The following is a 24,604-nucleotide window of genomic DNA, read 5'->3' as shown; positions in this document are numbered from 1 at the left end:
GAAGAACCACGAACCACGCGGAAGGGATCACATGCACGAGCACACGGTCGACAGGGACGGGCGCCAGCTCCACGTGGTCGAGGACGGCCTGTCGGAGGGCTGGCCGGTCGTCGTCCACCACGGCACCCCGGGCGCGCCGCTGCTCTGGCCCACCTGGTCCGACGACGCCCGACAGCGGGGCATCCGCCTCGTCGGGGTCGCCCGCCCCGGCTACGCCCGGTCCACCCGGCTGCCCGGGCGCTCGGTGGCCGACATCGCCGCCGACGTCGCCGCGGTCGCCGACGCGCTCGGCATCGACCGGTTCGCCACCTGGGGTGTCTCCGGCGGCGGGCCGCACGCCCTGGCCTGCGCCGCCCTGCTCCCCGGCCGGGTCACCGCCGTCGCCTCGCTCGGCGGGCTGGCCCCCTGGGACGCGCCCGGATTCGACGTACTCGACGGCATGCGCGAGGACAACGTGGCCGAACTGGTCGCCGCCCGCCAGGGAGCGGAGGCGCTCAACCCGCTGCTCCAACCGACCGCGACCGCGATGGCGACCGCCGACCGGCAGGACCTCATCGACCAGCTCGACGGGTTTCTCGACGAGGCCGACGCGCAGGTCGCCCGGACCGGATTCGGTGGCCCTCTCGTCGACGGCATCCGGGCCGGGCTGCGGCCCGGCCTCGACGGGTGGTCCGACGACGACCTCGCCCTCGTCCGGCCCTGGGGATTCGACCTGACCGCGATCACCTGCCCGGTCGGCGTCTGGCACGGCAAACAGGACGCCATGGTGCCGGCGGCCCACGCCGACTGGCTGGCCGCGACGCTGCGGGCCGAACGGATCGACATACCGCCGACCGACGGCCACCTCGCGGTGCTCGCCCACCGCGTCACCGACGTCCACGCCTGGCTGCTCCAGCACCAGTAAGCCCACCGGAGGGATAGACCATGACCGACGACCCGAACCGGGCCACGCTCGTCGAGGGCTGGGCGGAGGACATCGACACCTTCAACCCGGTGCTCGTGCAGGACACCTTCAGCTCCCTGGTGTCCGGGCTGTGCTTCGAAGGGCTGCTGACCTCCGACGCCGACGGCAACCTGCTGCCCGCCCTCGCGGTCGAGGTGCCCACCGTCGAGGCCGACGGGCGCACCTACCGCTTCGCGCTGCGCGACGGCCTGCGCTGGTCGGACGGGACGCCGCTGACCGCCGACGACGTGGTCTTCACCTACCGGCTGATGATCGACCCGGCGTACGGGGACCTGCCCTCACCGCACCGCGGCGAGCTGACCCGGCACCTGGTCGACGTCTCCGCCACCGACCCCCGCACCGTGGTCTTCCGCACCCACCGGGAGTACGCGCCGTTCCTGACCGGCCACGCCCAGCACGGCATCCTGCCCCGGCACGTCCTGCCGGAGCCCACCGCCGAGGCGGTGGCGAACCTCGACGGCTACAACACCGCCCCCACGGTCGTCAGCGGCGTCTTCGCGGTCACCGAACGCACCCCGGACGAGATCCGCTTCACCCGCAACCCCAACTACCACCGGGGGCCGAGCCAGCTCGACGGGTTCGTCTACCGGATCTTCCCGACCGGCCTGGCGGTCGCCGACGCGCTGCGCGCCGGCACCGTCGACGTCGGCCTGGTCGACCCGTCCCGGCTCGGCGAACTCGCCGGGGTGCCGCACCTCGACACGACCGTCATCGACCTGCCGACCGGCAACTTCTACGCCTGCCAGCTCGATCCGGCCACCCCGGCCGGCCGCATCCTCGGCGACGTCCGGGTCCGCCAGGCGCTGCTGCTGTCGGTCGACCGGGAGACGATGGTCAAGGAGGTCTACCTCGGCCAGGCGAGCGTCGCCGACTCGGTCCTGCCGCCCACCTCCTGGGCCTACGATCCGGGCGTCGAGCCGCGCTACCCCTACCAGCCGGAGCGGGCGGCGGCGCTGCTGGACGAAGCCGGCTGGCGGCCCGGGCCGGGCGGCGTACGCGAACGCGACGGCGAGCCGCTGCGGTTCGAGGTCGTCGCCGGCACCAACACGAAGGCGTGGGTCGACACCGCCCACGTCCTCGCCGAGAGCTGGCGTCGCCTCGGCGTCGACGTCGAACTGACCCTGCTCGACTTCGGCGAGCTGATGGGCAAGGTCGTGCAGCGCCGCGACTTCGGCGTCTTCCTGCTCGCCTACACCTGGGGTCAGGACCCCGACCAGTCGGAGCTGTTCTCGTCGGCGGCCATCGAGGCCGGGTTCAACTGCTCCGCCTTCACCGACCCCGAGGTCGACTCGGTGCTCGACGCCGGCCTCGGCACCGTCGACCGGGCCGAGCGGCGCCGGATCTACCACCGCTACCAGGCCCGGATGGCCGAACTCGTCCCGGCGCCGATGCTCGTCTTCCTGAAGGGCATCTACGGGATCAACCGCCGCGTGCACGGCTACCGGGTCGGCACCTACAACCAGTTCGCCGCCCGGCCGTGGATGCACCAGGTACGGGTGGTGGACCGGTGACCCGGCTGCGGCGCGGCCTGCTGCTGGTCGCGTACGGCCTGCTGGTGCCGGTCGGGGTCGTCGTACGCCTGCTCGGCGACCCGCTCGGCGTGCGCCGGCCACCGACGGGCACCAACTGGCGGCCGGCCCGGTCCGGGCCCGCCACCCTGGACGGCGCCCGCCGGCTCAACTGACCGCCGTCCCTGCGATCCGGCCCCGGAGCACAGCATGATCATCCTCGGCATCTCCGCCTTCTTCCACGACTCGGCGGCCGCGCTGCTCGTCGACGGACAGCTCGTGGCCGCGGCCGAGGAGGAGCGGTTCAGCCGGCGCAAGCACGACAACCGCTTCCCGGTCAACGCGATCCGGTTCTGCCTGGAGTCGGCCGGCCTCGGCGCGGGCGACCTCGACCACGTCGTCTTCTACGAGAAGCCGCGGCTCAAGGCCGAGCGGGCGGTGGCCACCATCCTCAGCGAGGTGCCACACAGCTTCGGCCCGTTCGAGCGGTTCTTCACCCATGGCGGCGCCCGGCAGGCGGTCAGCGACCAGATCCGCGAGACGATCGGCATACCCGCGTCCCGGGTGCTCTTCGTCGAACACCACCTGTCGCACGCCGCCTCGTCCTTCTTCGCCTGCCCGTTCGACGCCGCGGCCACCCTCACCATCGACGGCGTCGGCGAGTGGGCCACCACCAGCATCGGCGAGGGGCAGGCGGCCTGGGACGGCACCGGCGAGAACCGGCTCCGGCTGAAGGAGACGATGCACTTCCCGCACTCGCTCGGGATGCTCTACTCCGCCTTCACCGAGTTCCTCGGCTTCCAGGTCAACGAGGGCGAATACAAGGTGATGGGGCTCGCCGCCTACGGCCGGCCGCGCTACCGGGCCGAAATCGACCGAGTCGCCCGCCAGTACGACGACGGCAGCCTCTGGCTCGACATGCGCTACTTCCGCTACCACCGCTCGGTCCGCAACGGCTTCCACCCCCGGCTCGCCGAACTGCTCGGCATGCCGCCCTGCCCGCCCGGTGTCGAACTCGACCCGGCGGCCGAGGGCGCCGTCGGGGAGCGGGCCCGCCGCTACGCCGACGTCGCGGCCAGCGTGCAGCAGTTCACCGAGGACGCGGTGGTCGCGATGGCCCGGCGGGCGGTCGAGGTCACCGGCCACCGCCGGCTCTGCATGGCCGGCGGGGTCGCCCTGAACGGGGTGGCCAACTACCAGGTCCTGCGCCGGGCCGGGGTCGAGGAGCTGTACATCCCGCCCGCCCCCGGCGACTCCGGCGGCGCGCTCGGCGCGGCCCTGTACGCCCACCACGTCCTGCTCGGGCAGCCGCGCCGGTTCGTGATGCGGCACGCGTACTGGGGCGCCCAGGCCACCCCGGACGCGGTGACCCGGGCGCTCGACCGGGCCGGGCTGGCGTACACCACGCAGCCGGACCCGGCCGCGCTGGCCGCGACGGTCGCCGACATGCTCGCCGCCGGCCTCGTCATCGGTTGGTTCCAGGGCCGCTTCGAGTGGGGGCCGCGGGCGCTGGGCAACCGCAGCATCCTGGCCGACCCGCGCGGCCCCGGCATCAAGGACCTGATCAACAAGAAGGTGAAGTTCCGCGAGCCGTTCCGCCCCTTCGCCCCGGCCATGCTGCACGACCGGGCGGCCGAGTACGTCACCGGCGACGGCACCGACCAGTGGCCGACCCGGTTCATGCTCATGGTCATGCCGCTCGAGGAGCGGTTCGCGGCCAGTGCCCCGGCCGTCGACCACTTCGGCACCGGCCGCATCCAGACCGTCGCACCCGAGACGAACCCGCTCTTCCACTCGGTCATCAGCGAACTGGGGCAGCGGACCGGCCTCGGCTGCGTGCTCAACACCTCGTTCAACCTGCGCGGCGAACCGATCGTCGCCACGCCCGAGGAGGCCATCTCCACCTTCGGGCGCAGTGAACTCGACGCATTGGTGATGGAGGACCGTGTCATTTCGCGATCTTGAGCGGGCGCACCGGAACAAGCGGTACGAACTCGTCCCGCAGTTCGAGCAGTACGACGCCAACGAACTGTTCCTCCGCCCGTACGTGACGTTCGTCAGCCGGCCCGGAATCGACAACCCGGTCTTCCGCACCGACCGGCTCGGCTACCGCCTGTCCGACTCCGGCCAGGGGCCGGTCGACTCCGACCGGTGGCGCGACCTCGACGGCGGGATCGTCCTCGGTGGGTCGTTCGTGTTCGGCGTCGGCGCCAGCGGCGACGGCACCACCCTGCCGTCGCGGCTGGCCCACCGCAGCGGCGTGCCCTACCTCAACCTCGGCATCTACGCCGGCAACTCGTTGCAGGAACTCGTCGCGGCCGTCCCCTTCCTGGCCGCCGCGCGGAGCGTCCTGATCTGCTCCGGGATCAACAACGTCTTCGCGTCGCTGCAGTCCCTGGGCCACAACGAGGTCTACGGACCGCTGTTCTTCGAGGGGGCGCTCGCCACCCTGGGGCGTACCCCGATCGTCGACCTCGCCGCGGCCGTGGCCGAACCGGGCCGGGGCATCCCCGACCAGCGGGCCGCCGACACCGCCGGTCAGGTGCTGCCCAGCACCGACACCGGCGACCATCTCGCCGCCCGCATGACGGCCGCGCTCGACCGGCAACTACGCGATTTGCGGATCATCGCCGGTGCCGCCCGCCCCGACGCGCGGGTGCTGTTCTGCCTCCAGCCGTTCGCCGACCCGGTGCTGCGTACCCCGACCCCGCCGGAACGGGAACTGTTCGACCTGGCCCGGGAACGGCAGGGCCCCTGGCTCACCGCCCGCGACTACGTGGCCGCCAACTGGGACGCGTACGCCGACCGGATGGCGGCCGGCTGCGCCGAACTCGGCGTCGACTTCGTCGACCTGACGGCCCGCCGCTTCACCGGCTGGTCGTTCTACGACCGTGTCCACATGACCGACCACGGCTACCAGCAGGCCGCCGACATCATCTGGGAGAGGTTGTGCTCGACAAGCTGATCCGTGCCGTCACCGGGGTGGTGCTGAGCCTGTCCCGGCGAAACCGCAAGCGGACCGACGACCGCCGCGAACCGCCCGACGAGAGCCGGGAGAACGTCTATCCACTGTGGTGAGCCACGCGGTCCCGCCAGGCGGCCAGCAGCGCCGCCTCCCGCCGCGCCGCCAGCCACGGCTTGCGCTGGCCCGCCTCGGCGTCGAGCCGGTCGGGGGCGAGCGTGCCCAGCCACCGCCAGGTGGCCTCGACGGTCTCCTCGACCGGCCGGCAGTCGAGCAGCCCGGTCGCGAACGCCCGCGACGAGTCGACCTCGTAACTGGCGGCCAGCCGGTCACCCGCCGGTAGCCAGATCGGCAGCTCGCTCCACGCCCGTACCCCCTGGTCGAGGAGGAAGTCCTCGTCGACCCAGGTCAGCTCGGCGTCGCCGCCGGTGGCCGTACGGCAGGCGTCGAGCAGCCCGCGCATGGTCGTGTGACCCGCCCCGGACAACACGTTGTACGGCCCGGACAACCCCCGCTCGCCGGCCGACAGCAGCCACGCCGCCAGGTCGCGGGAGTCGACGTACTGCAACCCGCGGTCGGCCGGCCCCGGCGCCAGCACCTGCCCGCCCCGGGCCATCCGCAGCAGCCACCACGGCAGCCGGCCGACATACTCGTACGGCCCCAGGATCAGGCCGGTGCGGGCCAGCAGGCCACGTTCGCCGAAGGAGTCCACGACGGCCCGCTCACCCCCGGCCTTCGCCATCGCGTACGCGTCGAAGTCGTCCCCGTCGACCGGCTGCGGGTACGGCACCAGCGGCGCGTCCTCGGCGAAGCCGGGGGAGGCCGGCCAGCGGTACACCGACAGGCTCGACACGTAGAGGTAGTGCCCGACCGACCCGGCCAGCAGTTCGGCGCTGGCGCGGACCGCGGCCGGATCGTCGCGCCAGGTGTCGACGACCAGGTCCCACCCTTCGCCGGCCAGCCGCCGCAGGTCGGCCGGGTCGGTCCGATCGCCGGTCAGCGCCCGTACGCCGGCCGGTGGCCGGCCGCTGACGCCACGGCTCAGCACGGTCACGTCCCACGCCCGGGCCAGCGCCTCCTCCACCACCGCCCGGCCGACGAAGGCCGTACCGCCGAGCACGAGCAGCCGCATCGTCTTCTCCCGTCCGGTGCTAAGGCCGCCAGGCCCGGCACCACAACTCGACCGCGAGCAGGTTGTAGAGCGGCCAGTTCGGGCCCCGGACGAAGCCGCGCCCGGTGGCCACCAGGTCGGCGAGCGCCGACTCCGGGTCGACGAGCCCCCGCTCGGCGCACCGGCCGTCCATGATCAGTTCTCGCGCCACCGCCGCGTTGTGCCGCAGCGCCAACTGGTACATGCCGGCGTACGAGCCCTTCACGGCCGCGTCGGTCGCCGACTCCGGCAGCAGGCCGCGCACCGCCCGGCGCAGCGGCAGCCGGTCCCCGGTGTGGTCGACCAGCGCCGGCACCGGCGTACGCAGCGCGAACTCCACGACCGGCTGCGACAGCAGCGGATAGACACTGGGCCGGCGCGGGTTGCGGTGCTCCCGGTCGACGGCGTCGCCCCAGTAGGCGGTGCCGAGGATCTGCCCGGCCCGGACTGCGGACAGCCCCGCCGCGCCCGCCGGCAGTTCGAGCGGCGTGCCCGGATCGGGCGGGGACAGCCAGGCCGGACGCGGGAAGTCGAAGTCGTTGCCGGTCAGCGCCGGCTCCCGGCGCCGGGCCCGGCGCAGCTCCCGGCCGGCCGCGGCGAGCAACTGCGGGAACGGGGTCAGGCCGTGCCGGCTCTCCCGCCAGGCCTCGACGACCCCGAGCGGCCCCCGCCGCCGCAGGTGGTCGGCGAGGTGGTCGCCGCCGCCCTTGAGCACGAAGACCTGGTCGCCGCCACCACCTCCGAGCGCCTCGGCCGCCGGGCCGGCCTGCTCGGCGAGCAGTTCGTTGAGCCGGGCCTCGGTGAACTGCAACTGCGGCGCGTCGGCCCGGGGCAGCGGGCCCTTCGGCGGCGTGAGCGGCAGCAGGTCGGCGCCGTCGACCACCAGCAGTTCGCTACCCAGCCGCTCGGTGACCGCTGCGGCGAGCGGGCGCTCGTCCAGCGACGCGCCGGCCGGGAAGTAGACGTACCTGGGCTGGAAGGTCTGGTCGGCGCGCAGGTCGGCGTGGACCGCCCAGGCGACCGCCGACGAGTCGAGCCCGCCGGAGAGGTCGAGGGCCACCACCGGCGCCGATCCGACCCAGGCCCGCGTGCAGGCCCGCAGCGTCTCCCGCAGCGCGTCCGGATCCGGGGCGGCGCCGCCGCCCGCCGCCACCGCGGCGGCACTCCACAGCGGTTCCCGGCTGGTTTCCCGCCCGGTACGGCGCAGCAGCGTGCCCGGCGGCAGTTGCGACACCCCCTGCCACGCGGTCCGGGTGGTCGGCCCGGGGCCCTGCACCACGAACGTGCCGAGCCGGTCCCAGTCGAAGTCCGGACGCTCGCCGAGGAGGTCGACCAGCAGCGCCATCCGGGTGGCGAACACCAGCCCGCCCGCGTACGGCACGTGGAAGCAGGGCAGGTGGCCGATCGGGTCGCGGGCCAGCAGCAGGGTGCCGTCGGGCCGGACGGCGGCGCCGGCATAGCGGCCCCAGCGGCGCCGGGGCAGCTCCCCGTCGCCGGCCAGCCACTCCAGCGGGACCGGCTCGGCGCACCGCCGCGACAGGTCGCCGTCGCGCTCGAAGAGCCGGCCGACGAGCAGGCCACGTTGCGCCGTACCGGCGACGACGGGCACCGGCGCGTCGTCGCCGGGCAGCGGGTCACGCGCCGGAACGCCGGCCACGGGGGCGGACGGCGGTAGGCCGGCGACCAGCCAGCCGTCCCCCTCGACCGGCACCGATCCCGCCGTGCCGAGCAGTTCGCGCAGGCGTCGGGCGGGCCGCTGGTCGGGGTGCAGGTCGACGTATCCGGCGAGCTGCGTCACGCGGCCTCCCCCTCCGGTCCGACCACCAGGATCGGAGCCAGCGCCTCGGCCAGTTCCGGATCGTCGTCGAGCACCGTGCCCCGCAGTTCGACGAACGCCCGCGAGTGGAAGGGATGCTTCTGCACGCCGACGACGAGGCGGACCGGCAGCCCGACCCGCCAGGCGTGCCGGGCCAGCGCGGCGGGCGCGGCCACCGGGTGCTGGGGCCGGGACCAGAGCCGTCGTACGGCCAGGTGGGCGCGGACCAGTCGGGCGGCTGTTGTCGGGTCGGCGGGCCGCGCCGGACGGGTCGCCGGCCGGTCGGCGAGCAGGGCCGACAGGCCGTCCTGGCGCAGCTCGCGCTCGCACGCCCGCAGGTGCGACCGGGCGGCGAGTAACAGTGGGGGGCTCGGCCGGGCGTCGGCCGCGGTCCGTGCCGCGCCGGCCAGCGGCCGGGGGGCGTTGGTGGTCACCCCGCCGGGCCGGGCGGGGCGGGCGGGCGACCACGGCCCGGCGGCCGGTCCGCCGGTGAGCAGGCCGCGCCGGGCGAGTGCGGCGAGGACTTCGCCGTCGCGGGGGCCGGGCGCGGCCGGTGTGCCGAGCGTGGCCGAGACGACGGCGGACGCGTACGCGCCGAGGGCGACGAAGCGGTCGGTGCGCAGGTCGAGCGCGATCAGGTCCCCGTCGTAGTCGGCCCAGTGCACGCCGGGCGCGGACGACGCCGGACGGGACCCGTCGTGGGGGTCGGGGGCGGAGGGCGTTCGGGCGGGTGCCGGGCCGACGGGGCACTCGACGAGGTGGAGCGGGCCGTCGAGTTCGAGATCGTCCTGCCGGAGTGGGCCGCTACCCACCGCGCCTCCCCGTCCGACGGTCGACAGCGATGCCGGATCGTCCCGCAACGGTCGACTATCTGGCCTGGTGAGCCATTTGGCCTGGTCAGCCTGCCGATTACGCCACCGGGTCGATCAGATGATCAATTCCGTCAATGTCTACATTGAAACATCCACCCGGGGGCGCGGCAAGGTCGCCAGGACCGGCTTTCACCGGTTGGCGGGCTCCAGCGGCCGGGGGTCCGGCGTACCGTCGTCCTCCGGCCGGGTCGCGGTGGCGGCGCCGTCCCGCGCGGCGGCGGTGGCCGCCGCCAGCCGCGCCCGGCGGGCCCGCAACACGATCCGTACGGACAGCACCACCGCGACCAGCCAGCCGGCGGCCAGCAGGGCGTAGACGACCGGCCGGGCGGCCCCGGGCAGGTCGGCCGCGCCGACCAGGGTGCGCGAGTTGGTCAGCACGATGAGGCCGCCGACGGCCGCGCCGAGCAGTTGGGCCGGCACGATCCGCACCAGGTAGGCGGCGACCGGGGCGGCGATGAGTCCGCCGATCAGCAGCGCCAGGACCATCGGGAGCAGGAACCCGCCGGCGCCCAGGCCGATGAGGAAGCCGACGCTGGCGGCGACCGTGACCAGGAACTCGGCGGTGTCGACCGAGCCGATCACCTTGCGGGGTTCCATCCGGCCGGAGACCAGCAGGGCCGGGGTCGCGACCGGGCCCCAGCCACCGCCGCCGGTCGCGTCGACGAAGCCGGCGAACAGGCCGAGCGGGCCGAGGAACCGGGCGCGCAGCGGTCCGGCCGGGCGGCGCGCCGCCAGCGGTCGGGAGAAGCGGATCAGCAGGTAGGCGCCGAGCACGAAGAGGATGCCGGCCATCCACGGCTCGGCCGTCTTGGTGGAGATCGCGCTGAGGATCGTGGCGCCGGCGAAGGCGCCGACCGCGCCGGGGATCGCGATCCGGGACACCACCCGCCAGTCGACGTTGCCGAACCGCCAGTGGGCGACCCCGGAGGCGAGGTTGGTGCCGATCTCGGCGAGGTGCACCGACGCCGAGGCGGCGGCCGGGGTGACCCCGGCGACCAGCAGCAGGGACGTCGAGGTCAGGCCGTAGCCCATGCCGAGTGCGCCGTCGACGAGTTGCGCGACCAGCCCCACGAGGGCGAGGACCACCAGCTTACGCACGATCGCCTCCGACTTTTCGGCAACTCCTATCGATTTAGTCGACAATGCGGTACGGGGCGCGCCCACGTCAAGGGCTGATCGGCTGATGGGACGCCGGCGCCTTCCTGACGTGACGGTGTGGTGATCGTTGGTTGTTCCGCCGATGTAGGTACGGCGGGTCGTGCCGCTGGGCAGCAGATGATCGCAGCCAGGAGCGCTGCCCGGCCACGGCGAGCGGTTCGGCACTGCGCCGAGACACGCCAGCCGCCAACTGGCGATCAAGCTCCTGACCAGGCCAAACGTCTCCCGCCAGGTCGGCGCGGGCGGTAGCGGGCGGACAAGTCGAGCCCAAGGCGCGGAGCCGGTCAGAGCAAAGTCACGCCCACTACCACCCGCATCAGCTCACCACCGATGAACCGACCCCGCCATCCTTACGGTCAGGACAGCTCGAGGTACGCGATGCCGGGCATCGGCAGGTCGATCTCCACCGACACCGTCCCGTCCGCGTCGGCGGTCACCGTACGGGCCGGTTCGGCCTCGTCGAGGCGGTCCTCCGCGGCCAGGGCGAGCCACTGCTCGTCGGTCGGCCAGTCGGCACCACCGCCGAGCGCCGCCCAGCGGGCCTCGATGTTGGCGTGCCGCCCGTCGACCCGCCACACCCGTACGGTGTGTCGGCCCGGCGCGACCCCGGTGAACCGTACGGTCACCAGCCGGTCGAGCCCGACCGCGCCGCGCAGCCTGGACTGGTCGAGGGTGCCGTTCCACACCAGCACCCCGGACCCGCCGGCCCACGCCTCGACCAGGCTGCCCGCGCCGTCGCCGGTCAGCGTCACCGGCCGCTCGACCTCACCCAACCGCTCGGCCAGCTTGAGCGCCCAGAACTTCGGCTTGGCGAGGTTACCGACGGTGAGCAGGCCGAACCCGCCGTGCAGCAGTCGCTCCGGCCGGCCCAGCTCCTCGAAGTGGTCGGATGCCACCCAGGGCGCGAGCGCCGCCACCCGGCCGGCCGCCGAACGCATGCCGCGCAGCAGGAACGTCGCCGCGAACACCGTGTCGTTGACCGGGTGGTGGTGGGTCGGGGTGACACCCCACTCGGTCCACAGCAGCGGCCGCCCGCCGGCCAGCGGCCGCAGGTCCAGCGGCGGGGTGCCGTACACGTGGGTGGAGAGGAAGTCGACCGGTGCGTCCACGGCGAGTTGCCCGTCGATCCAGCCAACCGCCGCCGACCCCGGACCACCGACCGCGATCCCCGGGTCGACGTCCTTGACCGCACCGGCGGTCACCTCGTACAGCCGCCAGTACTCCTCGGGCGTGCCGGACCAGAACACCGACAGGTTCGCCTCGTTCCAGACCTCGAACGCCCAGTGGTCGCGGACCTCGTCCCGGCCGTACCGGTCGACCAGGTGGCTGACCAGGGACCGCACCAGGTCGGCCCAACGGTCCGGATCCCCCGGCGGTGAGATGATCCCGGCGTACGTGAAGACCGTCGGGGACGGGTCGCGGGCCAGTTCGCGGGGCATGAACCCGAGTTCGACCACCGGCCGGTAGCCGAGCGCCAGGACGGCGTCGTAGACCCGGTCGATGCCGCTGAAGTCGTACGCCCCGTCGCGGACGACGGCCAGGTCGTCGCAGAGGATGCCGTGCGCGCGTACGGTCGCCACGCCCAACTCGTCGTGGACCCGGCGCAGCGCGTTCGACAGGTCGGTGCCGATCACCCGACCGCCGGTCAGGTCCTCGCTGAGCAGGTGACTGAGGTGCTCCGAGCCGACCATCGCCCGCCACACCCGGTCCAGCGGCGCCGAGCCGGTGCCGACCTCGACGATCACCCGGGCGTCGGCCGGCCCCGGCCCGACCCGGACGGGAGCCGACAGCGGCCCGCTGGCGGCGACGGTGGCCAGCGCGGCGACGGCGTACCAGCCGCCCCGCCCGTCGGTGGTGTCGGCGAACGGGCCGTGCGGCACCGCGAGGACGTCGCCGCCGCCGAAGTCGACCACCTCGAAGGGCCCGTCGGCCGAGCCGGCGCGGTAGACCACGTATCCGATGGCGGCCGGCACCGGGTCCCACGACACGGTGACCTGGTCGCGCCCGGCGACCGCCCGGACCCCGGCGGGTGCCGGCAGGTCGGCCTCGACCGTCTCGCCCGGTTCCCGGTCCTGGGCGCCACCGGCCCCCATCAGGGCCGACCAACTGGCCTGCGCGGAAGCCACGCTCACGACGCGGCCTTTCCGGAGAGCTGCGGCAACCGCTGCCCGGCCGGGACGTTGAACGTCTCCGCCGCCAGCAGCGGCCGGATGCGGCGTTCGAACTGCGGCGTCACGAAGGCCCGCTTGACCACGTCGCGGGCCAGGTGGTTGCCGAGCGCACCCATGATCATCGCCTGGTCCAGGGACAGGTGCCGCTTCGCGACCTGCCCGGTGCCGACGTTGACCGCGTCGTAGAAGCCGCCGGGGCCGTACGCGTCGAAGTCGCGCCGGAGCTTGGCCAGGTTGTCCACCACCGGCCGCTGCGCGTACGGCAGCGCCAGGAACGCCGCGTGCGGGGTCACCACGCCGTCGCCGTACTCCGGTTCGGGGCCGGCCGGGCGGCAGCCCTCGAACCCGGCGTCGTACTTCGTGGCCTGCGCGTCCGACGGGTAGCCGTCGGTGTCCATGCCCATCGCGTCGACCCCGTAGACGGCGTACCCGCCGGCCGGGTTCGACGCGGGTGAGAAGCCCCAGTAGCCGTACCCGGCGTCGTGCAGGCCGTGCTCGATCTGCGCGGCGACGGTCGCCGGATGGTTCCGGCCCCACGACCGGGGACCCCACTGCGCCTCGGGTACGAACAGGTCCGGCATCAGCGCCTCGAACATGTCACCGCCCCAGCTCGGCACGAACGTGATGCCCCGGTAGCGGTACGACCCCTCGTAGACCTCGCGGCCGAGGTGGGTGGTGGTGAAGCCCTGCGGCCGCATCTCCTGCCAGGCGTAGTCGCAGTTGTCGGGCAGCGTGCGCATCGTGTCGAAGTACGCCGTCGGTGGGATCTGCCCGCTGCCGATGCCGAGGTAGGTGGCGATCCGCGGCTCGGTCACCGTGATGTCGTAGTGGTTGCAGGTGAACCAGACCCCGTTCTGCGGCACCGAGCAGCCGGGCGGCGCGGCGTCCCAGAACCCGCCCCGGATGAGGCCCCGGGGTCCGATCGGGGTGGCCGCCTCAGGATTGAAATAGAAGCCGAAGTCCATCTTCGACAGCACCCGGTCGGCCTTGCCGCGCAGCTCCGGCAGGGCGCCGCCGACCACCCGCAGCGCCGCCGCCAGCCAGCCGTTGTCCACACTCGACATGAACGGGTAGACCGGGTTGCCGTCGTCCGGCCAGACGGTGACCACCGAACCGTCGCGCGGGTCGTACCAGTTGTAGAACATCCCGGACTCGTCGTGATGCTCCAGGGTGGCCAGCGTGTCCAGGGTCTTCGACACCCGGTCACGGGCCTCGTTCCGGCTGATGATGCCCAGCTCGCGGGCGACCACCGCCGACCACATGTAGCCGCCGATGTTGGTCGGCGAGGTGTACGTCGACGGCGTACGCAGGTCGCCGCTGATGTTGTCGGCGACCAGCCCGGTGCCGGGGTCGGTCATGGCGACCATCGACCGCCAGGTGTCCTTCGCGTACGTACGCAGCGTCCGGTCGCCGGAGTCGGCGGCCCCGGCGGTTCCGCCGGCGGTCAGGACCAGGGTCACGGCCATCAGGGGTACGAGCAGGCGTCTCACGGGCAGCTCCTGTCTATCCGGGTGGTGCTCACTTGAGTCCGGTGGTGGCGATCCCGCGCATGAAGTGCCGTTGCAGGACCAGGAAGACGACGAGGACCGGCAGCACGACCACGACCGCGCCGGCCAGCAGCAGGCCGAAGTCGGTGCGGTTCTGCCCGATGCTGTAGAGCGCGAGCGCGACCGGCAGCGTGTACCTGTCCTCGGTGGTGGCCACGACCAGCGGCCACAGGAAGTTGTTCCAGCTCGACAGGAACGTCAGGATGCCGAGCGTGGCCAGCGCCGGCCGGCACAGCGGCAGCACGACCTGCCAGAAGATCCGCCACTCGCCGGCGCCGTCGACCCGGGCCGCCTCGATGAGGTCGTCCGGAATGGACAGCAGGAACTGCCGCATCAGGAAGACCCCGAACGGCCCGGCCAGGTACGGCAGGATCAGACCGGCGTACGAGTTGGCCAGCCCCAGGTTGCTGACCAGCACGAACTGCGGCACGAACAGCACCATGCCGGGCACCATCAGCATGCCGAGCACGATCAGCAGCAGCGCCTTGCGGCCCGGGAAGTTCAGCTTCGCCAGCGCGTACCCGAGCAGCGAGCAGAACACCAGGTTGCCGGCGGTGACCAGCACCGCCACCAGGGTCGAGTTGAAGAAGTAGGTGGGGAAGTCGAGCCTTGTGAACAGGTCCTGGAAGTTCGCCAGCGTCCACGTCTCCGGCAGCCAGGTCGGCGGCACCGCCCGGATCTCCGCCTCCGGCTTCACCGCCGCCAGCGCCATCCAGACGAACGGCCCGACCACGAAGAGCAGACCCACCACGAGTACGGCGTACAGCGAGATCCGGGCCGTCCGGTCCCTCCCGCGCAGCTGAGCGCTCGTCATCGTCAGTCCCTCTCGCCGAGCAGCCGGAACTGCAACACCGACAGCGCCACGATCGCGACGAACAGCACGTAGCTGGCCGCCGCCGCGTAGCCGTAGTTGCCGAACCCGAACTGGTTGTAGATGTGGTAGGAGACCGACAGGGTCGACGACAGCGGCCCGCCCTGCGTCATCACGAACGGCTCCTCGAACACCTGCAGGAACCCGATGCCGGTGACCACCGCGCCGAACAGCAGCGTCGGGCGCAGCAGCGGCACGGTGACGTTGCGGAACTGCTGCCACCGGCCGGCGCCGTCCAGCGTCGCCGCCTCGTACAGGTGCTGCGGAATGCCCTGCAAGCCGGCGAGGAAGATCACCATCAGGAACCCGAAGTTGCGCCAGGCCGCCATCACGATCAGCGACGGCAGGGCGGTGCTGGTGTCGCCGAGCCAGGCCGGCCCGTCGACCCCGACCAGCCGCAGCAGGTTGTTCACCAGGCCGGCCTCCGGGTCGAGCAGGAACCGCCAGACCACGGCGATGGCGACGATGCTGGTCACCACGGGCAGGTAGAAGCCGACCCGGAAGAGCGCCCGGAACCGGATCAGTCCCGAGTTCAGCGCGCTGGCCGCGGCGAGCGCCAGCACCATCGTCAGTGGCACCCCGACCACCACGAAGACCAGCGTGTTCACCGCGGACCGGACGAACAGTTCGTCACCGAAGAGCCGGGCGTAGTTGTCCAGGCCGACGAAGTTGACCGCGAGCGGGTTCCGCAGATCGGTGGAGCGAAGGTCGGTCACGCTCATCGCCAGCGACGCCACGACCGGCAACGCCATGAAGACGAGGAACAGCGCGGTGAACGGGGTGGCGAACGCCCAGCCGGTGACCGCCCGCCGCCACCTCGGCGGGCGTTTCGCCGGGCGGTCGCCCACCTTCCGCGGCGCCGCCGCGGACTTGACGTCGACGGCGGTCATGTCAGTTTCCGGTGCCGATCGAGGCCGCGCGGTCCTGGACCGTACGGGCCACCGTCGCCGGATCCTCGCCGGACTTGGCCAGCTTCTCCACCTCGATGTCGAACGCCGCCGCGACCTGCTCCCAGGTCGGGAACGTCGGCGGCGCCTTGGCGTCGGCGAGCTGGTCGCCGAACACCTTCAGGTTGGCGTCGCCGGAGAGGCTGTCGTCCTGCCACGCGGCCTGCACCGCCGGCAGCGCGGCGGAGTCGGCGTACCACTGCACCTGGATCTCGGGGCGGCTCAGCCACTCGATGAACTTCCACGCGCCGTCGCGGTTCTTCGCGTCCTTGAACACCGCCAGGTTGCTGCCGCCGATGAACGACGTGGCGCTCTTCTTCGCCGGCATCGGCACCACCGCGAACTTGTCGGCGAAGTCCGGCCCGCCCTGCTCGTTGAGCAGCCCGACGTGCCACGGCCCGGAGACGAACGCGCCGATCTCACCGCGTACGAACGCCGGTTCGAGCGCGCCTTCGGCCAGCTCGGTCGGGGCGAGCCGCTCGGTGAAGTACGACTGGAAGTAGGCAAGGGCCTCGGTCATCTCCGGCGAGTCGAACGTGTAGCCGTTGTCGTCGGCGATGTTCGCGCCGTTCGACCAGGCGAACGGGAGCACGGTCTGCCAGCTCCCGGTCTTGCCGGGCTGCAGGTTGATGCCCCACTGCGCCCCGCCGGCCTGGATGGCCTTGGCCATCGCCTTCAGCTCGTCCCAGTTCGCCGGCCCGGTCGGGAAGCCGGCGGCCGAAGCGAGATCCTTGCGGTAGTAGAGGACCCGGGTCTCGACGTACCACGGCACCCCGTAGGCGGTGTCGTTCACGACCGTGGTGTCCCAGGCGCCGGGGAAGAACGCGTCCGACGCGATCAGGTCGGTCGGGGTCGGGTCGAGCGCGCCGGACCCGGCGAACTCGCCCTGCCAGGTGGTGCCGATCATCGACAGGTCCGGGGTCTGCTTCGCCGCGATCGCACTGGCGATCTTCTGGTGTGCCGCGTCCCACGGGACCGGGGTGACGTTCACCCGGGCATCCGGGTTCTCCGCCATGAACCGCTGCGCGAAGGCACCGAGCTTCTCGCCCTCCGTACCCATCGCCCACACGGTGATCTCGCCGGTCGCCGGCCCGTCCGCGACCGACCGGGCCTCGTCGCCGCCGGCCGAATCACGACCGCAACCAGCGGTCAGGGCGACGGCCAGCGCCACCGCGACGGCCGTCACGGCCCTCCACTTCCTGGTCATTTATGAACCTCCGATGGGTGTGTGCCGCAGCTACGCCGGACGACGAGCCGGGTGGGAAGGACGCGCCGGCGGGCCGCGCTCGTACGGCCGTCGGTCCGCGCGGTGCGTTCGCCGATCCGCCGGTGCAGCCAGCGGGCGGCGATCGCGCCCAGCTCCCGCATCGGCTGCGCGACGGTGGTCAGGTGCGCGAACCGGGCCGCCATCAGGTCGTCCCAGCCGGTCACCGCCACGTCGCCGGGGATGTGGATCCGCCGCTGCTCGGCGGCGAGATGGACGCCGAGCGCGATCTCGTCGTTGGCGCAGATCACCGCGTCGGGCGGGTGGGTCAGCAGATCGCGGGCCGCCCGTTCGCCGCTGTCGAGGTCGAGGCCGCACGGTACGGGCGGGGGCGGCACCAGCCCGCGCGTCCGCAGTGCGGCGGCGAGCCCGGCGTAGCGCCCCGCCACGTCCGGGGAGCCGGCCGGGTCGCCGAGGAACGCGAACCGGCGGTGGCCGTGCCCGAGCAGGTGCTCGGTGAGCTGGCCGGCGGTCCGCTGGTTGCGGGTCGAGATGGTGTCGACCCCGGCGACCGGGGCGCGGGCGAGCAACACCAGGGGCAGCCCGGTCGCGGCGATGTCGCGTACGACGTCGTCGCCGACGGTCTGCCCCATGATCGCCAGCCCGTCGACCCGGCCGGCGAGTTCCTGTACGGCGGCGACCGCGTCGGCGCGCCCGTGGGTGGCCAGGATCAGCACGCTGCTGCCGACGGCCGCGGCGGCCTCCTCGTAGCCGAGGACGACCTCGGCGTAGTAGGGGCCGACCAGGTCGGGGAAGACGATGCCGTTGGCCGCGTGGCGGCCCTCGGCCAGCGCGCGGCCGGACCGGTTCGGAGTGAAGCGCAGTTCGGCCGCGGCTGCCTTGACCTTCGCCCGGGTGTCGGCGGTGACCAGGTCGGAGTCCCGCAGCGCGCGGGAGACGGTGGCGATGGACACGCCGGCTCGCTGCGCCACCTCGTAGATGGTCGACGCCTTCCCTTTTGAAAGCGCTTTCATCTTCACGGGCGATTCGTTAACCGCCCCGAAACATCGTGAAACTCGTTGGAAACACAACATCCACGATGTGTTATTTCTGACTATTTACATGTTTCGCTCAGCTGGCTGTCCCGCGATCGCCGGATGCCGGTCGGCCCACGGCCGGGCCTGCTCCAGCACACTGCCGAGCCGGATCAGCAGGTCCTCCCGGCCGTACGCGGCCACGAACTGCACACCGATCGGCAGCCCGTCGACCGACCAGTGCAGCGGCAGCGACATCGCCGGCTGCCCGGTCGCGTTGAACGGCGACGTGAAGCTGACGTACTCGCCGGACCGCATGAACCCGGCCAGCGGCTGACCGGGGACCGGCCGCAGTTCACCGAGCTTCGCCGGAGGCTTCGGCAGGGTCGGGGTGAGCAGGAGGTCGTAGCCCGGCCGGCGCCCGCCGTCGGTGCCGTCCCCGTCGTGGTTCCACCAGGCGGCCACCCGCCGGCACCAGGCGTGCAGCGCGTACAGCCCCTCGAGATAGGCGACGGCGGACACGTCCTTGCCGTACATGCCGAGCGCCCAGTTGTCCTGGTCGAGGTCGGCCGGGGTGAGTTCGCGGCCGATCGCCCTGCCCCAGCGCACGATGTCGAGGTACTGGAACACCGGCATCAGCACCTGCGCCTCCGGTGCCGGCGCGTCCAGCGCGGCCGGCCGGGCGATCTCCACGATGTGGCCCAGTTCCTCCAGCAGCGCGGCCGTCGACCGGACCGCCGCCACCACCTCCGGGTCGAGCGCGACCGCCGGATGGTCGACCTGGACGCCGATCCGCAACCGGCCGACGGGCGCGCCGACCTCCCGCACGTAGGGCCGCTTCGGGGTCGGCGCCGTGTACGGGTCACCGGGCGCCATCCCGCCCACCGCGTCGAGGATGCCGGCGATGTCGCGTACCGAGCGGGTGATGGCCGACTCGTGCGTCAGGCCGGCCCACGCCTCGCCGAGTTCCGGGCCGAGAGACACCCGGGCCCGGGTCGGCTTCAGCCCGACGAGACCGTTCGCGCTGGCCGGGATCCGTACCGAACCGCCGCCGTCGTTGGCGTGCGCCGCCGGCACCATGCCGGTCGCGACCGCCACCGCCGACCCGCCGGACGAGCCGCCGGACGAGCGGCTCAGGTCCCACGGGTTGCGGGTCGGGCCGTACGAGTCGGGCTCCGTCGTCGTCCACGCGCCGATCTCCGGGGTGTTCGTACGCCCCACCAGCACGAAGCCGGCGGCCCGCAGCTTCGACACCATCCACGTGTCGGCCGACGCCCGCCAGTCCAGGTCCTTCAGGAACCGGGTGCCGTAGTGGTAGGGGTCGCCCGCGCTCTGCTGGAACAGGTCCTTGACGGCGAAGGGCACCCCGCCGAACGGCCCGGCCGGCGCGCTCGCCGCCACCGCCCGCGCCTTCTCGAAGCTGGTGTGGATGAAAGCGTTGACCTCGGGGTTCAGCTTCTCGATCCGCTCGATCGAGTGCTCGACGAGTTCACTCGCGCTGACCTCACCCGAGCGGACCAGCTCTGCCTGCCCGGTCGCGTCGAGCCAAAAGATCTCTTCCATCGCGTCCTCCCGCCGCGGCCCGGCACCGCCGGGCCGATCTCCGCCGCGGCCGGTCCGGTGTCGCCGTTCGCCGCGCCGCTTCTCGCAGCCTCATCCCGGGCCGACCGGGCGACAACGGGGCGCCGGCGGATCGGCAGCACTGCCTAGGTAGTACCGCCGGCACCGGTGACCGCCCTCGTAGGCTGGCTGTCGATGACCGGCACGCCCCACCCACGGCCGGTGCTCGAACGGCGGCTGGAGGCCGCCGCCTGGCAGCACCGGGCCACCGTCGTACGCGCACCCGCCGGCTGGGGCAAGACGCTCGGACTCGACGCCTGGGCCGCCTCGTCGCCACGGCGCGACCGGATCGCCCGCGCCGAACTCGACCCGCCGTGCGCCGACCCGGTCGTGTTCTGGACCCGGGTGGCCGAGACGCTGGCGCGGGCCGACGACCGCTTCGCCCACCTGCCCCCACCACCGGCCGCGGAAGACGACCGTCGGGTGTGGATCGCCCAACTCCTCGCCACCGGCCGGAGCGCGGCGGCCGACCTCGTGCTGGCCATCGACAGCTTCGAGCGGGCCGACACCGCGACCGTCGGCGCCGAACTCGGGCAGTTCCTGCACGGCCGTACCAGGATCCGGCTCCTCCTCGCCGGCCGCACCCGCCCCCGCCTCGCCCTCGCGCGGCTGCGGGCGGCCGGCGCCCTGGCCGAGATCGGCACCGGCGACCTCGCCCTCACCGCCGACGAGGCCCGATCCCTCCTCGGCGGCCCGGCCGGACCCGAGTACGAGGACACGATCCGCCGGGCGGAGGGCTGGCCGGTCGCCCTGCGGATCGCCGCCGAACACCCGCACGAACGGCTCCGCGGCGACCACCACCACCTGTACGACTACGTCGTCGAGGAAGTGCTCGACCCGCTACCGTCCGACGTCCGCCGCTTCCTGCTCGACACCGCCGTGCTCGACTGGCTGAGCGGCCCGCTCTGCGACGCCGTCACCGGCGGTACCGACGGCGCCGGGCAGCTCGCCCGGCTCGACCGCGAGGGCGTCTTCGTCGTACCGCTCGACCGGCGACGGGTGTGGTTCCGCTACCACCCGCTGTTCCGGGAGGCACTGCACCGGGCCGCGGCCCTCGAAGGCGCCGACCCCGTACGCGGCCACCGCCGCGCCGGCCGCTGGTTCGTCGGCCACGGCATGCCGGACCGCGCCGTCGCGCACCTGCTCACGGCCGGCGACGAGGCCGACGCCGGCGAGCTGATCGCCGCCACGTACTGGCGGATGCTCGACGTCGGCCACACCGCGACCGTGCTCGACTGGATCGACCGGCTGCCACCGCGCCACCTGCACGCCGACGCCCGGCTGCTGCTCGCCCACGCGTCGGCGAGCCTCTTCGCCGGTCGTACCGGTGACGTGCACCTCGCTCTCGCCCGCGCCGAGGCAGCGCCGGCCCGGCCGGGTGAACTGCCCGACGGCCTGCCATCGGTCGACGCCGGCATCGCGCTGGGCCGGGCCACCCTCAGCGCCCTGCGCGGTGACGTCGGCGAGGCGACGCGGTGGGCGCGGCGGGCCCGCGCGATGCACGGGCCGGAACACTTCACCCAGCGGGCGAACTGCGACATCATCCTCGCCGGATCGGCCTACTACGCCGGCACCGACGACGACGTCGAGTTCCGGCTGGCGGAGATCGTGGAATCGGCCACCCCGATGCGGAACACCGTCGCCGAGGTCGCCGGCCGGGCGATGCTGGCCCGGGTCCGGGCCGACCGCGCCGACCTCGACGCGGCCCGGGAACAGCTCGCCCGAGCCGCCGCCCTCGCCGGGTCCCGCCAGGCCACCGCGCCGTTCGCGGCCCGCGTACTCGCCCTCTGCCGGGCCGTGGTCGACCACCGCGGTGGTGCCGCGGACGCCGCCGCCGCGGGCTACACCGAGGCCCGTGACCTCTCGATCGCCGCCGCCGACCGGATCACCGCCCCGGACGCCGTTCTCGGCCTCGCCGAACTGGCCCTCGACGCCGGCCGCACCGAGGACGCCCGGCGCCGGCTGGACGAGGCCACGCTCCTCCTCGCCGAGTGCGACGACCCCGGGCACCGCCTGCGAACCCGCCGGGCGACGCTGGAAGCTCGCCGCGCGGACCGGGTCGCCGCCGACCCCACCGCCGGTGGGCTGCTCACCGTACGCCAGGGGACGATCCTCCAGGCGGTCGCCCGTGGCCTCTCCGACGCGGCCATCGCCCGGGAACTGGGAGTCAGCCCGCGTACCGTGCACGCCCACCTCCGGGCGGTCAACGCCCGGCTGAACGTCCACTCGCGGTCCGACGCCGTACGCGCCTACCGCGCGGCCGGCGGCCCCGCCTGAGCCGGCGCTACCCTGCGATGGTGGATGACGGCGACGGTGGACGGGTGGCGGCGTCCCTCGCCGACCGGCTCGACCAACTGTCCTTCGTGGACCAGACGGCCGACGGGGTGACCGCCCGGGTCATCGAGGCGGTCGCCGACTGGGCGAGCGGTCAGGGCTGGCGGGTCTACCGCCGGGCACGCAGCGTGATGCCGCTGCCGGGACCGATGTCCGGGCGGCACTCGATCGTCGACGTGGCGTGCGCCCGGCCCGACGCGCCACCGGTGGTGGTCGAGGTGGACCGCACCGACCGGGCACGTACGGCCGAGAAGCTGGTGGCCGAGGCGGCCGCCGGCCGGATCGCGATCTGGGTCCGATGGGGCACCGGACCGTTCGGCGCACCACCAACCCCGGTGCACCTGGTGACCTGTGCGGTCACGCACCGCAACGGCCCGGTCGGTCAGGGGCGGCTCTACACCCGCCGGCCGGACACCGACCGGCCGCCGCCGGCACACTCCGGCAGCCCCGGCACCGCCGACGTGGTCGCCCTGCCGATCCCGCACACCGACCCCGAGACGTCCTGAGTCACCGGCACGCTGCCCGCCGTCACGACGTCACCGCCTCCAGGTAGACCCACTGCCCGTCCTCGCGGACGAAACGGCTGCGCTCGTGCAGCATCCCCGGACGTCCCGACTCCCGGTAGTGGGCGCGGAACTCCACGCCACCGGCGGTGTCGAACAGGCCGCCCCGGTCGGTGGCCAGGATCTCCAGCCTGGTCCACCGCTGCGCGGGGTCGAGGGTCAGCCGGGCCGGCCGGGTGGTCGGGTGCCAGGTCCGCAGCAGGTAGGCGGTGTCGCCGACAGCGAAGGCACTGAACCGCGACCGCATCAACTGCTCGGCCGTCGCGGCGGTCGACTCCCGCCGGTGCAGCCGGCCACAGCAGTCGCCGTACGTCTGACCCGAGCCGCACGGACAGGTCAGGGTCGGCTCGTAGCCCGCCGCCCGGCGGGTGCCCCGTCTCGCCACCGGGCCATTGTGCCGTGTTTCCGGCCAGCCACATCCGCGGCTACCGAGAGCACGCACAAGAGGCACGCCGCGCCGTGCCGCGCCCCGCGCCGTGCGCCCCGCGCCGTGCCGCGCCCCGCCCCGCCCCGCGCCGTGCGCCGTGCCGTGCGCCGATCAAGGAGAAGTCGTCCCCAAACCTGCCCGGTTTGCCGCGGATATCCCCTCGATCGGCGCGTCGCATGCCCGCTGCGGGTGCCACCGGGCGGGGTGTGCCGCATGATCGCGTTGATCGAGGAGAAAGCGTGGCAATTCCTGCCTGTTTTGCGGCAAGTATCACCTTGATCAACGCGCCGTGCCCCGCCGTGCCCCGCCGTGCCGCGGCGGGACGGGGCGCGGCGGGACGGGGCGCGCGGTGCGGTCCGGGTGGGAGGTCAGGTGGCGCGGCGTAGCCGGCCGAGCATGCCGTTGAGGTCCTGTACGAACAGTTCGTGGCGGAAGTAGTGCCCGCCGGGAACCTCGCGCCACTCGTGCGGGATCCCGGCCCGGCCGAGTGCCGCCCGGAACTCGCGCTGGCCGGCCAGCACCTGGGTCTCGTTGATGGTGTCGAACCAGTTGACCGGGTCGGGGGACGTGCCGGCGGCGAGGAAGATCCGCTTGTTGTGGTAGCTGCCGATCCGCTGTACCGGGTTGTCGGCGTTGACCCGTGCCTCGTTCCAGAACGGGGCGCCGTAGACGGTGCCGCCGCCGAGGTCCAGTGCCGCCGAGGTGGCGTTGGCCCAGTGCACCACCAGGCCGAGGTCCCGGCGCAGGCTGGCGGGACCGGAGTGGGAACTCACCGAGCAGAAGTGGCCGTAGTACTTCGCGGCGTACTTGAGGGCACCGAACCCGCCCATCGAGAAGCCGGCGACGGCGCGGCCGTTGTATTCGGCGAAGGTGCGGAAGTTCGAGTCGATCCAGGGCAGCAGTTGTGCGATGTGGAAGGTTTCCCAGTTGCGGGGTCCGGTGTTGGAGCTGACCGGGTTGGAGTACCAGCCGGTCGAGGCGTCCGGCATGACGACGATGATTTCCCGGCCGGCGGTCAGGTTGATGATGTTGTCCTGCAGGTGGAAGGTGCGGAAGTCGGCGTTTCCGCCGTGCAGCAGGTAGAGCACGGGGTATCGCTTGCCGCTGGTGTGGTAGCCGTCGGGCAGTAGGACGTTCACCGCCGGGTCCCACGCGATCGCGTCGGTGGCGAAGCGGTAGTACTGGAGGCGGCCGCCGTTCTCGTTGCGGTCGACGATGTGTAGCCCGTGTCCGTTGCCGGCGGCGCGCGCCGGGGTCGGGGCGGTGAGGGCGCCGGCGAATGCTCCGGCGGTGGCGACTCCGGCGACACCGGTCAGGAGTCGCCGGCGGCTGACGGGGTGATGGACGGCGGGGTTTCGGTCCATGGGGCTCTCCTGTCGTGGGCCGCACTGATTTGTCGGCGTCGATGGCGCTGCGGTCCGCCCAGGCTATGGGAGAAAGTTGCCCATGAGTACCC

The 24,604-nt window shown here is 73.3% G+C and carries 21 protein-coding genes; 8 read left to right on the top strand and 13 right to left on the bottom strand.

Annotated features, from left to right (window positions below):
* Positions 1-31: 31 nt before the first annotated feature.
* Genes AB0I42_RS18705 through AB0I42_RS18680 form a run of 6 tightly spaced genes read left to right on the top strand, consistent with a single transcriptional unit; the run spans position 32 to position 5,550 of the window.
* Positions 32-904, top strand: coding sequence for an alpha/beta hydrolase (locus tag AB0I42_RS18705; protein ID WP_357538771.1), 873 nt, complete (start codon positions 32-34; stop codon positions 902-904).
* Positions 905-924: 20 nt separating this feature from the next.
* On the top strand, positions 925-2,475 hold the full coding sequence (locus AB0I42_RS18700) for a peptide ABC transporter substrate-binding protein (protein WP_357538770.1): 1,551 nt from the start codon (positions 925-927) through the stop codon (positions 2,473-2,475).
* Positions 2,472-2,648, top strand: coding sequence for a hypothetical protein (locus AB0I42_RS18695; RefSeq protein WP_357538769.1), 177 nt, complete (start codon positions 2,472-2,474; stop codon positions 2,646-2,648). Before AB0I42_RS18700 ends, AB0I42_RS18695 begins: the two co-directional genes overlap by 4 nt.
* Before the next feature lie 34 nt (positions 2,649-2,682).
* Positions 2,683-4,437 carry a carbamoyltransferase N-terminal domain-containing protein gene (locus tag AB0I42_RS18690; RefSeq protein ID WP_357538768.1) on the top strand — a complete coding sequence of 585 codons (1,755 nt, stop codon included), beginning with the start codon at positions 2,683-2,685 and terminating at the stop codon, positions 4,435-4,437.
* Complete coding sequence (locus AB0I42_RS18685) at positions 4,418-5,437, top strand: SGNH/GDSL hydrolase family protein (RefSeq protein ID WP_357538767.1); 1,020 nt, start codon at positions 4,418-4,420, stop codon at positions 5,435-5,437. Before AB0I42_RS18690 ends, AB0I42_RS18685 begins: the two co-directional genes overlap by 20 nt.
* Entirely contained in the window at positions 5,422-5,550 is a 129-nt protein-coding gene (locus AB0I42_RS18680) for a hypothetical protein (protein WP_357538766.1), read from the top strand. The genes AB0I42_RS18685 and AB0I42_RS18680 overlap by 16 nt, the downstream gene beginning before the upstream one ends.
* On the opposite strand, the gene AB0I42_RS18675 is transcribed toward AB0I42_RS18680, so the two are convergent.
* The 11 genes from AB0I42_RS18675 to AB0I42_RS18625 all read right to left on the bottom strand — a co-directional run bounded on the left by AB0I42_RS18675 (position 5,535) and on the right by AB0I42_RS18625 (position 19,767).
* Positions 5,535-6,566, bottom strand: a complete 1,032-nt coding sequence (locus AB0I42_RS18675) for an NAD-dependent epimerase/dehydratase family protein (protein ID WP_357538765.1) — start codon at positions 6,564-6,566, stop codon at positions 5,535-5,537. The two genes, AB0I42_RS18680 and AB0I42_RS18675, sit on opposite strands and share 16 nt — an antisense overlap.
* A 19-nt stretch (positions 6,567-6,585) precedes the next feature.
* Positions 6,586-8,382, bottom strand: a complete 1,797-nt coding sequence (locus tag AB0I42_RS18670; protein ID WP_357538764.1) for an asparagine synthase-related protein — start codon at positions 8,380-8,382, stop codon at positions 6,586-6,588.
* Entirely contained in the window at positions 8,379-9,212 is an 834-nt protein-coding gene (locus AB0I42_RS18665; RefSeq protein WP_357538763.1) for a lasso peptide biosynthesis protein, read from the bottom strand. Before AB0I42_RS18665 ends, AB0I42_RS18670 begins: the two co-directional genes overlap by 4 nt.
* A 189-nt stretch (positions 9,213-9,401) precedes the next feature.
* Positions 9,402-10,370, bottom strand: a complete 969-nt coding sequence (locus AB0I42_RS18660; protein ID WP_357538762.1) for a sulfite exporter TauE/SafE family protein — start codon at positions 10,368-10,370, stop codon at positions 9,402-9,404.
* Between the two features lie 416 nt (positions 10,371-10,786).
* Complete coding sequence (locus tag AB0I42_RS18655; RefSeq protein WP_357538761.1) at positions 10,787-12,562, bottom strand: xylan 1,4-beta-xylosidase; 1,776 nt, start codon at positions 12,560-12,562, stop codon at positions 10,787-10,789.
* On the bottom strand, positions 12,559-14,091 hold the full coding sequence (locus AB0I42_RS18650; RefSeq protein WP_357538760.1) for a glucoamylase family protein: 1,533 nt from the start codon (positions 14,089-14,091) through the stop codon (positions 12,559-12,561). The genes AB0I42_RS18655 and AB0I42_RS18650 overlap by 4 nt, the downstream gene beginning before the upstream one ends.
* 28 nt (positions 14,092-14,119) lie before the next feature.
* Positions 14,120-14,962 (bottom strand): carbohydrate ABC transporter permease, encoded by an 843-nt coding sequence (locus tag AB0I42_RS18645; protein ID WP_357538759.1) that lies wholly within the window; start codon positions 14,960-14,962, stop codon positions 14,120-14,122.
* Between the two features lie 2 nt (positions 14,963-14,964).
* Positions 14,965-15,909 (bottom strand): sugar ABC transporter permease, encoded by a 945-nt coding sequence (locus tag AB0I42_RS18640; RefSeq protein ID WP_357538758.1) that lies wholly within the window; start codon positions 15,907-15,909, stop codon positions 14,965-14,967.
* Position 15,910: 1 nt separating this feature from the next.
* Positions 15,911-17,173 carry a sugar ABC transporter substrate-binding protein gene (locus tag AB0I42_RS18635; RefSeq protein WP_357538757.1) on the bottom strand — a complete coding sequence of 421 codons (1,263 nt, stop codon included), beginning with the start codon at positions 17,171-17,173 and terminating at the stop codon, positions 15,911-15,913.
* The gene (locus AB0I42_RS18630; protein ID WP_357538756.1) at positions 17,170-18,162 is read right to left on the bottom strand and encodes a LacI family DNA-binding transcriptional regulator; all 993 of its coding nucleotides are present in this window, start codon (positions 18,160-18,162) and stop codon (positions 17,170-17,172) included. Before AB0I42_RS18630 ends, AB0I42_RS18635 begins: the two co-directional genes overlap by 4 nt.
* Before the next feature lie 126 nt (positions 18,163-18,288).
* Positions 18,289-19,767 carry an amidase gene (locus tag AB0I42_RS18625; RefSeq protein ID WP_357538755.1) on the bottom strand — a complete coding sequence of 493 codons (1,479 nt, stop codon included), beginning with the start codon at positions 19,765-19,767 and terminating at the stop codon, positions 18,289-18,291.
* A gap of 165 nt (positions 19,768-19,932) precedes the next feature.
* Here AB0I42_RS18625 and AB0I42_RS18620 point away from each other — a divergent pair, with 165 nt between their 5' ends.
* Together AB0I42_RS18620 and AB0I42_RS18615 are read left to right on the top strand one after the other, a co-directional pair.
* Complete coding sequence (locus AB0I42_RS18620) at positions 19,933-22,101, top strand: LuxR C-terminal-related transcriptional regulator (RefSeq protein WP_357538754.1); 2,169 nt, start codon at positions 19,933-19,935, stop codon at positions 22,099-22,101.
* 20 nt (positions 22,102-22,121) lie between these two features.
* On the top strand, positions 22,122-22,664 hold the full coding sequence (locus tag AB0I42_RS18615; RefSeq protein ID WP_357538753.1) for a hypothetical protein: 543 nt from the start codon (positions 22,122-22,124) through the stop codon (positions 22,662-22,664).
* A gap of 22 nt (positions 22,665-22,686) precedes the next feature.
* Here AB0I42_RS18615 and AB0I42_RS18610 read toward each other — a convergent pair whose 3' ends face one another.
* Both AB0I42_RS18610 and AB0I42_RS18605 read right to left on the bottom strand, forming a co-directional pair.
* Positions 22,687-23,106, bottom strand: a complete 420-nt coding sequence (locus tag AB0I42_RS18610; RefSeq protein ID WP_357538752.1) for a YchJ family protein — start codon at positions 23,104-23,106, stop codon at positions 22,687-22,689.
* Positions 23,107-23,516: 410 nt separating this feature from the next.
* Positions 23,517-24,512: an alpha/beta hydrolase-fold protein gene (locus tag AB0I42_RS18605; protein WP_357538751.1), complete on the bottom strand. Its 996-nt coding sequence runs from the start codon at positions 24,510-24,512 to the stop codon at positions 23,517-23,519.
* Positions 24,513-24,604: the final 92 nt, after the last annotated feature.

The sequence above is a fragment of the Polymorphospora sp. NPDC050346 genome (assembly GCF_040655695.1).
GTDB classification, from domain to species: Bacteria; Actinomycetota; Actinomycetes; order Mycobacteriales; family Micromonosporaceae; genus Polymorphospora; species Polymorphospora lycopeni.
The sequence above is the reverse complement of the archived record's forward strand: the minus strand, read 5'-3'. Positions and strand labels throughout refer to the sequence as shown.